Annotated in this window: 14 protein-coding genes; 12 read left to right on the forward strand and 2 right to left on the reverse strand. The window is 51.0% G+C overall.

The features are described 5' to 3' along the window. Positions 1 to 87 precede the first annotated feature (87 nt). From JWZ98_RS05220 to JWZ98_RS05275, 12 genes are all read left to right on the forward strand, one after another. Positions 88 to 1,725, forward strand: coding sequence for a CTP synthase (locus JWZ98_RS05220; RefSeq protein WP_033158830.1), 1,638 nt, complete (start codon positions 88 to 90; stop codon positions 1,723 to 1,725). A gap of 12 nt (positions 1,726 to 1,737) precedes the next feature. Then, positions 1,738 to 2,571 carry a 3-deoxy-8-phosphooctulonate synthase gene (kdsA, locus tag JWZ98_RS05225; RefSeq protein ID WP_205453532.1) on the forward strand — a complete coding sequence of 278 codons (834 nt, stop codon included), beginning with the start codon at positions 1,738 to 1,740 and terminating at the stop codon, positions 2,569 to 2,571. 9 nt (positions 2,572 to 2,580) lie between these two features. Next, complete coding sequence (gene eno / locus JWZ98_RS05230; RefSeq protein WP_171696329.1) at positions 2,581 to 3,867, forward strand: phosphopyruvate hydratase; 1,287 nt, start codon at positions 2,581 to 2,583, stop codon at positions 3,865 to 3,867. A 98-nt stretch (positions 3,868 to 3,965) separates the two neighbouring features. Continuing rightward, positions 3,966 to 4,235, forward strand: a complete 270-nt coding sequence (locus JWZ98_RS05235; protein WP_101051831.1) for a septum formation initiator family protein — start codon at positions 3,966 to 3,968, stop codon at positions 4,233 to 4,235. Between the two features lies 1 nt (position 4,236). After that, the gene (locus JWZ98_RS05240) at positions 4,237 to 4,665 is read left to right on the forward strand and encodes a hypothetical protein (protein WP_205453533.1); all 429 of its coding nucleotides are present in this window, start codon (positions 4,237 to 4,239) and stop codon (positions 4,663 to 4,665) included. Between the two features lie 38 nt (positions 4,666 to 4,703). Further along, positions 4,704 to 5,405, forward strand: coding sequence for a 2-C-methyl-D-erythritol 4-phosphate cytidylyltransferase (ispD, locus tag JWZ98_RS05245; RefSeq protein ID WP_275899178.1), 702 nt, complete (start codon positions 4,704 to 4,706; stop codon positions 5,403 to 5,405). Continuing rightward, the gene (ispF, locus tag JWZ98_RS05250; protein WP_205453534.1) at positions 5,402 to 5,875 is read left to right on the forward strand and encodes a 2-C-methyl-D-erythritol 2,4-cyclodiphosphate synthase; all 474 of its coding nucleotides are present in this window, start codon (positions 5,402 to 5,404) and stop codon (positions 5,873 to 5,875) included. Before ispD ends, ispF begins: the two co-directional genes overlap by 4 nt. A gap of 108 nt (positions 5,876 to 5,983) precedes the next feature. Then, positions 5,984 to 7,021: a tRNA pseudouridine(13) synthase TruD gene (gene truD, locus JWZ98_RS05255; RefSeq protein ID WP_205453535.1), complete on the forward strand. Its 1,038-nt coding sequence runs from the start codon at positions 5,984 to 5,986 to the stop codon at positions 7,019 to 7,021. A 111-nt stretch (positions 7,022 to 7,132) separates the two neighbouring features. Then, a complete protein-coding gene (locus JWZ98_RS05260) occupies positions 7,133 to 9,283 on the forward strand; it encodes a type I secretion system permease/ATPase (RefSeq protein ID WP_205453536.1) in 2,151 nt (716 codons plus the stop codon). Between the two features lies 1 nt (position 9,284). After that, positions 9,285 to 10,643 (forward strand): HlyD family type I secretion periplasmic adaptor subunit, encoded by a 1,359-nt coding sequence (locus tag JWZ98_RS05265; RefSeq protein ID WP_033158837.1) that lies wholly within the window; start codon positions 9,285 to 9,287, stop codon positions 10,641 to 10,643. A 21-nt stretch (positions 10,644 to 10,664) separates the two neighbouring features. Beyond that, positions 10,665 to 11,312 carry a response regulator transcription factor gene (locus JWZ98_RS05270; RefSeq protein WP_240348219.1) on the forward strand — a complete coding sequence of 216 codons (648 nt, stop codon included), beginning with the start codon at positions 10,665 to 10,667 and terminating at the stop codon, positions 11,310 to 11,312. A gap of 32 nt (positions 11,313 to 11,344) precedes the next feature. Further along, positions 11,345 to 12,637 carry a TolC family outer membrane protein gene (locus tag JWZ98_RS05275; protein ID WP_033158839.1) on the forward strand — a complete coding sequence of 431 codons (1,293 nt, stop codon included), beginning with the start codon at positions 11,345 to 11,347 and terminating at the stop codon, positions 12,635 to 12,637. A 128-nt stretch (positions 12,638 to 12,765) separates the two neighbouring features. Here the strand turns inward: JWZ98_RS05275 and JWZ98_RS05280 are convergent, their stop codons facing one another. Together JWZ98_RS05280 and fdhD are read right to left on the reverse strand one after the other, a co-directional pair. Then, positions 12,766 to 12,954: a formate dehydrogenase subunit delta gene (locus JWZ98_RS05280; protein ID WP_346015188.1), complete on the reverse strand. Its 189-nt coding sequence runs from the start codon at positions 12,952 to 12,954 to the stop codon at positions 12,766 to 12,768. Positions 12,955 to 12,985: 31 nt separating this feature from the next. Beyond that, entirely contained in the window at positions 12,986 to 13,825 is an 840-nt protein-coding gene (fdhD, locus tag JWZ98_RS05285; protein ID WP_205453538.1) for a formate dehydrogenase accessory sulfurtransferase FdhD, read from the reverse strand. Between the last annotated feature and the right edge of the window lie 4 nt (positions 13,826 to 13,829).

The following is a 13,829-nucleotide window of genomic DNA, read 5'->3' on the forward strand; positions in this document are numbered from 1 at the left end:
AATTAAAAAGGCAATTGCACCATAAAACTGTTAGAATTTGCCGCTTTTCGACCCCCTTGCTATTGCTTAACAGGGCGCCAAACGTTCATGACAAAATTCATATTCATCACCGGCGGAGTGGTTTCATCCTTGGGAAAAGGGATAGCCGCTTCATCGTTGGCAGCCATCTTGGAAGATCGCGGCCTGAAAGTTACTCTCACCAAACTCGATCCTTACATCAACGTCGATCCCGGCACCATGAGCCCGTTTCAACACGGCGAGGTGTTCGTTACCGAGGATGGTGCGGAAACCGATCTGGATTTAGGCCATTACGAGCGGTTTTTAAAAACCACGATGGCCAAGAAAAACAACTTCACTACCGGCCAAGTCTACGAGCAAGTGCTGCGTAACGAGCGTAAAGGCGAGTATCTTGGGGCGACCGTACAGGTCATTCCGCATATTACCGACGAAATCAAACGCCGCGTTTATGCCAGTGCGGAAGGTACAGATGTGGCGTTGATCGAGGTCGGCGGCACGGTTGGTGACATCGAATCTCTGCCGTTTTTGGAATCCATCCGGCAAATGGGCGTGGAATTGGGCCGAGACCGGGCGGTATTTATCCACCTGACTTTAGTGCCCTACATCAAGTCGGCCGGCGAGATTAAAACCAAGCCGACGCAGCATTCCGTAAAAGAGCTGCGTACTATCGGTATCCAGCCGGATATTTTGATTTGCCGTTCCGAGCAGCCGATTCCGGCCAGTGAGCGTAAAAAAATCGCCTTGTTCACCAATGTCAATGAGAAAGCGGTTATTTCCGCGATTGACGCCGATACCATCTACCGCATTCCTCTGCTGTTGCGCGAACAAGGCCTGGACGACATCGTCGTGGCTCAGTTACGCCTCGACGTGCCGCCGGCTGATTTGTCGGCTTGGGAGAAAGTGGTCGATGGCCTGACTCACCCCACCGATGAAGTCAATATTGCCATTGTCGGTAAATATGTCGATCACACCGATGCCTACAAATCCTTGAATGAGGCTTTGATTCACGCTGGGATCCACACCCGTCACAAGGTGCAAATCACTTATATCGATTCCGAAACCATCGAAGCCGAAGGCACGGCAAAGCTGAAAGATGTCGATGCGATTCTGGTGCCAGGCGGCTTTGGTGAGCGCGGCGTAGAAGGTAAGATTTCTACGGTACGCTTCGCCCGCGAGAACAAGATTCCTTACTTGGGCATTTGTTTGGGCATGCAGTCCGCGGTTATCGAGTTTGCTCGCGATGTGGTCGGTTTGGAAGGCGCGCATAGCACCGAGTTTTTGCCGAATAGCCCGCACCCCATCATCGGCTTGATTACCGAATGGATGGATGAAGCCGGACAGTTGAACGTGCGCGACGAAGACTCCGACATCGGTGGCACCATGCGCTTGGGCGCGCAGAAATGCCGCTTAAAATCCGATTCATTGGCATTCGAGTTGTACCAAAAAGATGTGATTACCGAGCGCCATCGTCACCGTTACGAATTTAACAATCAGTATTTGAAGCAATTGGAAGCCGCAGGCATGCGTTTTTCCGGTAAGTCGCTGGATGGCCGCTTGGTAGAAATTATTGAGCTGCCCGATCATCCCTGGTTTTTGGCCTGCCAATTCCATCCTGAATTCACCTCGACACCGCGTAACGGTCATCCGTTGTTCTCCGGCTTCGTCGAAGCGGCCGCCAAACACAAGAAACACCCTTTAGGGGCATAAACAAGGTTAAACATGCAATTATGTAATTTCGAAGTTGGCCTGGATAAGCCGTTTTTCCTGATCGCCGGTACTTGTGTGATCGAAAGCGAACAAATGACCATGGATACCGCCGGTAAATTGAAAGAAATAGCCGACGAGTTGGCTATTCCGTTTATCTACAAATCCTCGTTCGACAAAGCCAACCGTTCTTCATTGGGCAGTTTTCGCGGTCCGGGCCTGGAAAAAGGTTTGCAGATCCTGGAAAAAGTGAAGCAACAATTAAGCGTGCCAGTATTGACCGACGTGCATGAAGACACGCCACTGGCGGAAGTGGCGGCGGTGGTGGATGTATTGCAAACCCCGGCATTCCTGTGCCGCCAGACCAATTTCATTCAAAGCGTCGCGGCTTTGGGCAAGCCGGTGAATATCAAAAAAGGCCAGTTTTTAGCGCCTTGGGATATGGCCAATGTCGCCGCCAAAGCCAAAGCCACCGGCAATCAGCAAATCATGGTTTGCGAGCGCGGCGTGTCGTTTGGCTATAATAATTTGGTTTCGGACATGCGTTCGCTGGCCGTAATGCGCGACACCGGTTGCCCGGTGGTATTCGATGCCACCCATTCCGTGCAGTTACCGGGCGGGCAGGGCAATGTCTCCGGTGGTCAGCGAGAGCACGTGCCCGTGTTGGCGCGCGCCGCAGTCGCTGTGGGTATCGCCGGGCTGTTCATGGAATCGCATCCCAAACCCGAAGAAGCGTTGAGCGACGGTCCCAATTCCTGGCCCTTGCACCGCATGAAAGAATTATTGGAAATGTTAGTAACGATAGACCGGGCTGTTAAATCCACCAGCCTGATTGAAACCACACTATAGGGCAAAATAATGGCAAGAATAGTAGACGTAAAGGCAAGAGAAGTTCTGGATTCACGCGGTAACCCAACTGTAGAAGCGGAAGTGTATTTGGCATCCGGCATCGTCGGTACTGCGATGGTGCCATCCGGCGCCTCCACCGGCGAACGCGAAGCGATTGAGTTGCGCGACGGTGATAAAGCCCGTTATCTGGGCAAAGGTGTGTTGAAAGCGGTTAATTTCGTCAACACCGAAATCCGTGAAGCCGTTGTAGGTATGGATGCCAACAACCAAGCTGCACTGGACGAAAAAATGATTGCCTTAGACGGCACCCCAAGCAAAAGCCGTATTGGCGCCAATGCTATCCTGGGTGTTTCCATGGCGGCTGCCCGTGCTGCCGCGCAAGAAGCCGGCGTACCGTTGTACAAATTCCTCAACAAATCCGGCGAATTCATCCTGCCTGTACCAATGATGAACATCATCAACGGCGGTTCTCACGCTGACAACAGCGTGGATTTGCAAGAATTCATGATTCTGCCTGTCGGCGCGCCAACCTTCCGTGAAGCGATTCGTTACGGCGCTGAAGTATTCCATAACCTAGCTAAAGTATTAAAAAGCCGCGGTTTGGCGACTACGGTGGGTGACGAAGGTGGCTTTGCGCCTAACTTGTCTTCTAACGAAGAAGCCATCGAAGTCATCCTGGAAGCCATTGAAAAAGCTGGTTACAAAGCGGGTGAAGACATCTATTTGGGTATGGACGCGGCCGCTTCTGAATACTTCGATGACGGCAAATATGTGTTGTCCGCAGAAAACCGTAGTTTCAACTCCACAGAAATGGTCGATTTCCTGGCAGCCTGGGTGGATAAATATCCCATTATCTCCATCGAAGACGGTTTGGACGAAAACGACTGGGACGGCTGGAAATATGAAACTGAAAAATTGGGCGGCAAAATTCAATTGGTCGGCGACGATTTGTTCGTGACCAACCCTGCCATCCTGAAAGAAGGTATCGAGAAGGGCATCGCCAACTCCATTCTGATCAAAGTCAACCAAATCGGTACCTTGACCGAAACGCTGGCCGCTATCGATATGGCTGCTGCTGCGGGTTACAGCGCCGTGGTTTCTCACCGTTCCGGCGAAACCGAAGACACCACCATCGCCGACTTGGTGGTCGCCACCGGCACCGGCCAAATCAAAACCGGTTCACTGAGCCGTTCCGACCGGGTTGCCAAATACAACCGTCTGATGAAAATCGAAGACGAGTTGGGCGACAAAGCTAAATACGCCGGCCGTAGCGCGTTCAAAATGTTGTCCAAATAAATGTAGGTCGGGTTAGCGAAGCGTAACCCGACATGATTGCTTTACGATGTTGGGTTACGCTCTATCGAGCATAACCCAACCTACATTGAGATACCGCCATTAAAACCCTGATCGCCATCATCATTCTGTTGATTGTTCACTTCCAGTATCGGTTGTGGCTAGGTGATGCCAGCGTCTCGCAGATTAGCGATTATCGGGAACGCCTGGAAACCTTGACCAAGGAAGCCCAGGAAAAAAAGGAACGCAACGACTCCTTATATGCCGAGGTACTGGATTTGCGCCGTGGCTTGGAAACCATCGAAGAACGCGCCCGCTACGAGCTGGGCATGATCAAGGAAAACGAAACTTTCTTTCAAGTGCTTGAGTAGTATGAGGCGAGCCGAATTAATATGGATTGCCGTACTAACGCCATTAATAGCGATTGTTTTATTAGTTGGATATATAGTAATTGCTTTAGATAAGGCAAATCATACCGACGAAATAGCCAGTGCCATTCTGTTTGGGCATGACAACAATGAAGATGCGCAAGCTTTTCGAGCAAGAGATGAACTGAATATTGCTGTTTTAAATGCCGCTTTATCCAGGCGTTTTCAACTAGGGAGTGACCCAGCCAAGGCTCAAGTTTTTTTCGAAAAACTTGGCGCCAATTGCGAGTCTCAAACAAATAAAGCCATATTCTGCAAATTACAACAAGCAGCAAGCATCCCTTGTTCAACTTCTCTAGAAATTTCACTAGAAGTTAGCGCTGAAAGTGGGTTGAAAGCTATAGATGCCAAAGAACGATCAGTGTGTTTGTAAATACTTATTGAATTCTAAGAAGAAGATTTATAGTAATCGTGGCAAAAAATTCATCCATCAAATGCTGGGCAGTTGTCCCGGCAGCGGGCGTCGGCAAACGCATGCAAGCCGATCGCCCCAAACAATATCTGCCGCTGGCTGGCAAAACCGTCATCGAACATACCTTAGACCGCTTATTGCAATCCGGCGCTTTTCAAGCCGTTGCTGTAGCAATATCCATTGAAGATCCGTATTGGCCGGAATTGGACGTATCTAAACATCCGCAGGTCATTACCGCGCCGGGCGGCAAGGAACGAGCAGACTCTGTGTTGTCCGCGTTGAAATCCTTGCAAGGCCAGGCCGCCGAAGGCGACTGGGTGCTAGTGCATGACGCCGCCCGGCCTTGTCTGACCGCTTCTGATATTCGTCTGCAAATTGACACGCTTAAAAATGATGCGGTCGGTGGCATACTGGCGTTGTCTTCACACGACACGCTCAAGCACGTCGACGGCGACACGATTACCGCAACGATAGATCGCAAACATGTCTGGCGGGCGTTGACCCCACAAATGTTCAAATACGGCATGTTGCGCGACGCCTTGCAGCAAACCGAAGGCAATCCGGCCATTACCGACGAAGCCAGTGCGCTGGAATTGTTGGGTTTCCAGCCGAAAATCGTCGAAGGCCGTCCCGATAACATCAAAATCACCCGGCCGGAAGATCTGGCGCTGGCGCAATTTTATATGGAGCAACAAGCATGATCCGAGTCGGCCAAGGCTACGACGTCCACCGTTTCAACGACGGCGACCACATCATTTTGGGAGGCGTGAAAATTCCTTACGAAAAAGGCTTGGAAGCCCATTCCGACGGCGACGTGGTCCTGCATGCACTAGCTGACGCCATTCTCGGCGCGGCGGCTTTAGGCGACATCGGCAAGCATTTTCCAGACACCGACCCCGAGTTCAAGGGCGCCGACAGCCGCGTATTGCTACGCCACGTCTATAAAATCGTTCAGGAAAAAGGCTACAAGTTAGTCAACGCCGATGTGACCATCATTGCCCAGGCTCCGAAAATGTTGCCGCACGTGCCGGCCATGCGCGCCAACATCGCCGCCGACTTGGTTGTCGATGTCGATTTCATCAACGTCAAAGCCACTACCACCGAGAAACTGGGTTTCGAAGGGCGCAAGGAAGGTATCGCGGTGCAGGCGGTGGTGTTGATCGAGAAATAAACCGGTGACAACCGTTGCTGGGCGGTGGCAAATCCAAAGAGGCCTGGGTGTGCCTGCGGGGCTTAACAATGTTGCCGCAACATAGCCTACGTGTATTGAATATGTCCAATGACAGATTTTAGTTTACCCGAATGGCCTTACGCCTACGGTGGCCCGTCCGGTACCGGCGCCATCAAAACCGAGCCTGAAGATTTCGTCGTCGAAGAAATTCTATCGTTTGAACCGGAAGGCAGTGGCGAGCATATATTCCTGCATATCCAAAAAATCGGCGAAAACACCGAATATGTGGCACGGCAGTTGGCTCGCCATGCCGGTGTCAGACAGCACGATGTCAGCTACGCTGGTCTGAAGGATAGACACGGTCGCACCCGTCAGTGGTTCAGCGTGTGGTTGCCGGGTAAGGCTGATCCGGATTGGTCAGCTATCGAAACCGATCAGTTACAGGTTTTACAAACGGTTCGTCACGCTCGGAAACTGAAGCGCGGCGTATTGGCCGGCAATCGATTTACGCTCTTGATCCGTAATTGGACGGGCGAGCAAGAACTCGCCGAAAAACAACTGCAGCAGATTAAAGCCCAAGGCTTTCCCAATTACTTCGGGCCGCAGCGTTTCGGGCATCACGGTCAAAATATTAATCGCGCATTGGCGATGTTTGCCGGTGCCAAGGTCAAACGCGAACAACGTTCCTTGTATCTGTCGGCGGCGCGCTCCTATTTGTTCAATCTGATTTTGGCTCGGCGCGTCGAGCAAGCCAATTGGCAGCGTGCGATAAGTGGCGATGTATTCAAGCTAGACGGCAGTAATAGCTGTTTTACCGGCGATACCAACGACGTCAGTCTCTCGGCACGTGTCGAGCAGGGCGATATTCATCCCACCGGAATCATGTGGGGTCGTGACGGTAAGACGGCTACGGCTGAGGCCGGTGCGATAGAAAGTGCCGTGATTGCCGCTAACGCAGCCGTAGCCGATGGCTTGATTGCATTTGATCTGGAAGGGGATCGTCGGGCCTTGCGCGCATTGCCGCAAGATATGGCGTGGCAGTGGTTGGATAATCAACTCAAGTTGAGCTTCAATTTGCCCGCCGGTAGCTATGCCACCGCCTTGTTACGGGAAATTATCGGTGATGCACCTGGTGCCGGTGATTGAATTTGCTTTGATAAAATTGCTTTTTAAGTTGTAATGGCAGCGCTTTATAATACTTAAGTACAGTAGCGCATTTCAGCGTTATAAGAACTATAACTTCTACTCACATCCTCCATGCCTGATAGCGGCCAGATATCCGGACCAGCAGATTCCACGTTTGACGATCCTTTATTGTTGGCTTTGCTGTCGGTCTGCAAGTTGTTGCATATCCCGCAAACCGCCACGGCCTTGGTGGCCGGGCTGCCCTTAGTCGATAATAAATTAACGCCGGCCTTGTTTACGCGAGCCGCTGAACGCGCCGGTTTGACCAGCCGCTTGTTGCGCAGGCCCTTGCAGAAAATTTCCAATTTGGTGCTACCGGCAGTGTTGTTGCTTAAAGATGGCAACGCCTGCGTGTTGCTCGCCAAGAACGCAGAAAACTATACCGTGGTGTTGCCGGAAACCGAGAGCGGCAAAAAGACTGTTAGCTTTGCGGAGCTGCAAGCCAGTTACAGCGGTTCGGCTTTTTTTGTGCAATTACAGCATCGCTTTGACGGCAGAACCGCGGAATCGGCGGTGCCTAAGGTCAAACATTGGTTTTGGGACGTCCTGTATAAATCTTGGCCGATTTATGCGGAAGTGTTGGCGGCTTCGGTATTAGTCAATCTGTTTGCTTTGGCGGCGCCGTTATTTTTCATGAATGTGTATGATCGCGTGGTGCCGAATCACGCGCTGGAAACTTTGTGGGTACTGACGGTAGGCGTGCTGATCGTGTTTGGCTTTGAATTGGCGATGAAGCTGCTGCGAAGTTATTTTATCGATGCGGCCGGTAAGCGCGCCGATGTTATCTTGTCGGCGAATATTTTTGAAAAACTGATGAATATTCGCATGGAAGCCAGGCCGCCATCGGTGGGTGCATTTGCCAACAACCTGAGCGAATTCGAATCGTTTCGCGAGTTTTTGACCTCGGCGACGCTGGTGACATTGATCGACTTGCCGTTTTTGTTTTTGTTTTTAGTGATTATTTATAGCGTCGGCGGCAGTTTGGCTTTGATTCCGTTGGCGATTTTACCGTTGGCCATGTTGATTGGTATCGCCTTGCAGGCGCCGTTAAAGAACACGATCAACGCCATGTTCAAATTCGGCGGCGAGAAAAATGCCACGTTGGTGGAAGCGCTGTCCAATCTGGAAACTATCAAAACGGCCGGTGCGGAAGGGCAATTGCAGCGCCGTTGGGAACAGAATGTCGGCGAAATTGCCCGGCTGGGGTTAAAGTCGCGGTTTTATGCCGGCTTAACCGTCAATTTGACTGCTTTCCTACAGCAATTGGCATCGGTACTGGTGGTGGTGGCCGGTGTCTACCAGATTACGGATGGCGATTTGACGACCGGCGGCCTGGTGGCTTGCACGATGTTGACCTCGCGGGCCTTGGCGCCGGTCGGGCAGGTCGCTGCATTATTGACCCGTTACCATCAGGCTGTGACCGCCTTGGGGTCGTTTAACCGCATGATGGCCTTACCGGTGGAACGCGAGAGTGGCAAGGACTATTTGCATAGGCCGGGTTTCAAGGGCGAGATAGAGTTCAAGCACGTCCGTTTCAGCTATCCGCAGCAACCGGTCAAGGCCCTTGAGGGCATTACGTTCAAGATCAAGGCTGGTGAGCGCGTGGGGTTTATCGGCCGCATCGGTTCCGGGAAGAGTACGTTGGAAAAATTGATGCTGGGTTTATATCAGGCGCAAGAGGGTTCGATATTGATAGACGGCACCGATATTCGCCAAATCGATCCTTCCGATTTACGCCGCCAAATCGGCTATGTGCCGCAAGATATTGCCTTAATGTTTGGCAGCGTGAAGGACAATATTGTCTTGGGTTCACGCTACGCCGATGACGCTACGGTGTTAAAAGCCGCGGCGATTGCCGGTGTGGATCAATTCGTCAGTAAACATCCTGCGGGTTTTGATTTGCAAGTGGGCGAACGCGGTGCATCCTTGTCCGGTGGGCAGCGGCAGAGTATTGCGCTGGCTAGAGCTTTGCTGTTGTCGCCATCCATTTTTATTATGGATGAGCCGACCAATGCGATGGACAACAGTAGCGAGGAGGCGTTTAAACAGCGGTTTGCCGCGCAATTGGGCGAACAGACTCTGATACTGGTTACGCACCGCATGTCGTTGCTGAGTTTGGTGGATAGATTGATCGTAATGGACGGCGGACATATGGTCGCCGACGGTCCCAAGGATCATGTGCTGGAAGCCTTGCGCCAAGGACAGATCAAGGTGGCTATTTAATATGTTGAAAAAAATAGCCGAGTGGCGCGCTGAGCATCGCTATCGAGCCGAAGATCAGGGCTTTTTAAGCGACGTCAACGCCGCCAATCTTTACGAATTACCCTTGCAAAGCCATTTGATCCTGTGGTCATCGGTGGCATTTGTGGTGGTGGCCTTGGTTTGGGCCGGATTTGCCAGCTTGGACGAAGTCACACGTGGTGACGGCAAGACCATACCGTCCAGTCAGGTCCAGGTGGTGCAGAATCTGGAGGGTGGTATCGTTTCGGAAATATTGGTTCAAGAAGGCCAATTGGTGGACAAGGATCAAGTGTTGCTGCAACTCGATCAAGTCCGTTTTGCTTCCTCGTTTAAGGAAGCCAAGTTAAAGTATTACGAGTTACTGGCGAATACCGCGCGCTTGAATGCCGAAGTCAACGGCACGCCTTTGGCGATTCCTGAGGAGGTTTTGAAAAACGCGCCGCAAATTGCCGAGAATGCCAGGCAATTGCTGGTTTCCAAGCAGAGCGAAATCAGGTCGAATAGTGACATTTTCGCCGAGCAGGTACGGCAGAAAGAGCAGGAAATTATTGAAATTCAATCGAAAAGCGACCAGTTGGCGCGTAGCTACAAATTATTGCAAGATGAAGTGAAGATGTCTGAACCGTTGGTGGCTGACGGGGCGATGTCGCAAGTTGAATTATTGCGTTTGCAGCGTGCCGCCAACGATTTGAAGGGCGAGCTGAATTCTGCCAATCTGGCGATGCCGCGGCTACGTTCGTCATTGGACGAAGCGCGCAACAAATTGGCGGAGATCAAGATTCGCTATAAAACCGAAGCCTTGAAAGAGTTGAACGAGGTGAAGGCGGAACTGGATCGTACATCCGAATCTGCCGTTGCATTAGAAGATAGGGTTAGCCGTACTAGAGTGCTGTCGCCGGTAAAAGGCACGGTAAAACGCATCAAGGTGGCTACGGTGGGCGGCGTTATTCAACCCGGCATGGATTTGCTGGAAATCGTGCCGCTGGAAGATCAGTTGTTGATAGAAGCGAAAATTCGGCCGGCGGACATTGCTTTTCTTCGCCCTGGGCAGAAAGCTGTGGTAAAACTAAGCGCTTATGATTTTTCGATCTACGGCGGCCTGGAGGCTTCTTTGGAACATATCAGCGCCGACAGCATACCCGGCGAAAAGAAAGATGAAGACAGTTACTACTTGATTCGTTTGCGCACCGCTAAAAACTACCTGGAAAAGGGCGGCGAACGTTTGGAAATTATTGCCGGGATGACCGCGGAAGTTGATATTTTAACCGGAAAAAAAACAGTGCTTGATTACCTCTTGAAGCCGATATTGAAAGCCAGGGATAGGGCTTTAAGAGAACGATAACTCATAACAACAATTACATTTGTGGCTAACATACTGATTTATTCCAATAATCCTCAGCTGACGGCGCAGTGGACTCATGCGCTGATCGCGGAATATAACGTTAGTATGCTGCACAGTATTCGCAGTGAATATACCGCCGATGCAGTGATTTTCGATGCAAAAAAACTGGATGACGATGCCAGCTTGTTAACGGTTTTTGCTAACAAAAAGGTCCGGTTTCTGGTGATGGGTTGCGATTGGCCGGAACATAAGCAGATCGAGGTGCTGATTAATGGTGCCGCCGGCTATTGCGAACAATCCGAAGCGTCGGAGCTTTTAACTCGTGCGGTAGCTTGTATTTTGGCGGGCGATATTTGGATTCGTCGGGCTTTGGTGCCCAAGGTCATTGGTGTGCTGACCAGTGCCAGGCGTCCACAACTTGCACCTAATACTATCGATACCGAACTAAAGCTAAAGCAACTGGCTAGTTTATCCGCGCGCGAAGTGGAAGTGGCGGACATGATACGGCAGGGCGAAAGTAATAAGCGTATTGCTTTTGCGATGAATATTTCCGAGCGTACTGTAAAAGCGCATTTATCGTCGATTTTTAGGAAATTGAATGTCGACGACCGATTGAGATTAGCTCTATTGTTAAAAGAAATCGACCAATATCAGAGAGGAATGTTATGAGAGTCAGCAGGAGTTTGAGTTTAGGAATAGCCATGCATTTGGCCTGTGTATCCAGCAGCCAGGCGTTGAGTTTGCAAGAATCTATTCAGAAAGTGTTGGATGAAAATCCCCAAGTCCAAGCTGCCAAATCAGAACGCCGCGCGGTTGAAGAGGAAATCGGCCAAGCCAAGGCCGGCTATTTCCCAACGGTGGATGTCACAGCCGGCATCGGCTGGGAAGAATCGAATAACCCTACCACTCGTGGCCGCGGTGACGGATCGGTTTTTTATCATAGGGAGGAAGGGGCGATTCTAGCCAGGCAAATGTTGTTTGATGGTCTGGCCACTCCGAATGAAGTGGAGAGGCAAGAAGCTCGCACCGACTCAAGAGCTTACACCGTATTTGGCCGGTCGGAAATAACCGCGCTTGACGGTGTTGAAGCCTATATCAAGGTGTTGCGACGTCAGGAGTTGTTGAATTTGGCTAAGGAAAATCTGCAACGTCATCAAGGTACCAACGATCAAATAAAGCTGCGTAGCGAACGTGGTGTGGGTAAGCGGGCTGACGTCGATCAGTCAATGGGCCGGGTAGCTTTGGCGGAAAAGAATGTGTTGTCCGAAATCGGTAATTTGAAAGATGCCGAGACCAGTTTTTTGCGAGTCATAGGTATGCTGCCGGAAGGGATTCAGCCGATTCAGTCCCCTGAAGCCGCATTACCTCAGACGCTTGATCAAGCTATAGAGGAAGCGTTGGCCGACCATCCTATTCTGAAATCGGCCAATTCCGATATCGATTCGGCATTTGCCCAACATGCTACGGCTATGGCGCCTTATTTTCCGCGTTTTGATATTGAGACCGGCGTCAGTCATAACTACAATCTGGACGGTATTCGCGGTACCAACTCGGATATGACCGCGATGTTACGCATGCGCTATAACATTTTTAACGGCGGTAAGGACGTAGCCCGCCGTGAGCAAACCGCGCAGTTAATCAACCAGGCCAAGGATATTCGTGATAATACGCATAGGCAGGTGATTGAAAGCATGCGTTTGTCGTGGGTGGCTCACCAAACCGTGAAAAGTCAGCTGGAGTTTTTTAAACAGCACGTCGATTCCAGCGAGAAGACTATCAGCGCTTATCAGCAGCAATTCAATATCGGGCAACGGACGTTATTGGACTTGTTGGATACCTTCAACGAGGCCTATATTGCCAAAAGTTCGTATATCAATGCCAAATATGACGAGTTGTTCTCGCAATTTCGAATTTTAGCGAGCAAAGGCCAATTGAATAAGTATTTGGGTACGACCTTGCCCGCTGAGGTTCAGCCCCTTAGCGCCGCCGATTAAGGTGTTCGCGCGTTAAGCAAAGGACTTCTGACTAGACTTCCCCAAATAGGTCCTATTTGGGGAAAGCTGTGATTAGCTTGACCGTTTATTTCAAGTAATTTGCAGCTGAGTGCCAAGCCAACTAGAGATTATTTGGCAATATGCAATACGGCTTCCGACACAATATCCATTAACTCCGTACCGCCTTTTTGCACATATTCGATAATGGCCGTACGCATGCGCGGTTCCCAAAAGTTGCGGATATGTTGTTCAACGCCTTTAATGGCCAATTCCCGGTCGGGTTCGGATTTAAAAAAAGCGCCAATGTTATTGGCCATTTTAATGAGATTATGGTTATCCATGTTTGTTCTATGCGGCTGATTCTTGGTAATGTTGTAAACGATGAGGGTGAGTGTAGATCATGTGATTCTCGTGACGGGCGAAGCCGACCAGAGTCAGTCCGCACTCTTCCGCCAATTGAATCGCTAATGCGGTAGGTGCTGAGATGGCTGCCAGCAGTGTGATGCCAACGCTGGCTGCTTTTTGTACCATTTCGTAACTGGCGCGGCTGGTTACCAGCAGCCAGCCATTTTCAAAATCGCAGTTGGCCTTGGCTAATGAGCCGATCAGTTTATCCAGTGCATTGTGGCGGCCGACATCCTCCCGTACCGCAACGATGCCGCGTTCCGGATGCAGCCACGCTGCCGCATGGACCGCGCCGGTCAATAAATTAAGGGATTGTTTTTGCGCCATATCGGCGAAACCGCTGCTCAATAGATGTGCACTAAGCCCTAAACCTTGGCCGACATGATGCGGGTGGCGGATGGCTTGTTCCAACGTAGTGGCACCGCACAAACCGCAACCGGTTCTGCCCGTCATGTTTTTGCCCTTGCCGTGCAGTTTCTCGAATCGGGCTTCCGGAATCGTCATTCTGACTTCCACGCCTTTGGAGCGTTGTACGACACGTATCGATTGCAATTCGGAGGGATGACCGATGATTTCCTCGGTCAGGCTGAAACCCAGCGCAAAATCTTCCAAATTAAGGGGCGTTGCCAGCATCACCACGTGCGGGATGGTGTTGTAGACCAACACCACCGGCACTTCTTCGGCGACATAATCTTCCTTCGCGGTATGAATAGGCCCTCGCCAGCTATCGAACGTGCCGGTTCGATAGCTGGTCCAGCCCAGTTCGCTTGAGACTGCATCCATAAAT

It is taken from the genome of Methylomonas sp. EFPC1 (assembly GCF_016925515.1).
Lineage (GTDB): Bacteria > Pseudomonadota > Gammaproteobacteria > Methylococcales > Methylomonadaceae > Methylomonas > Methylomonas defluvii.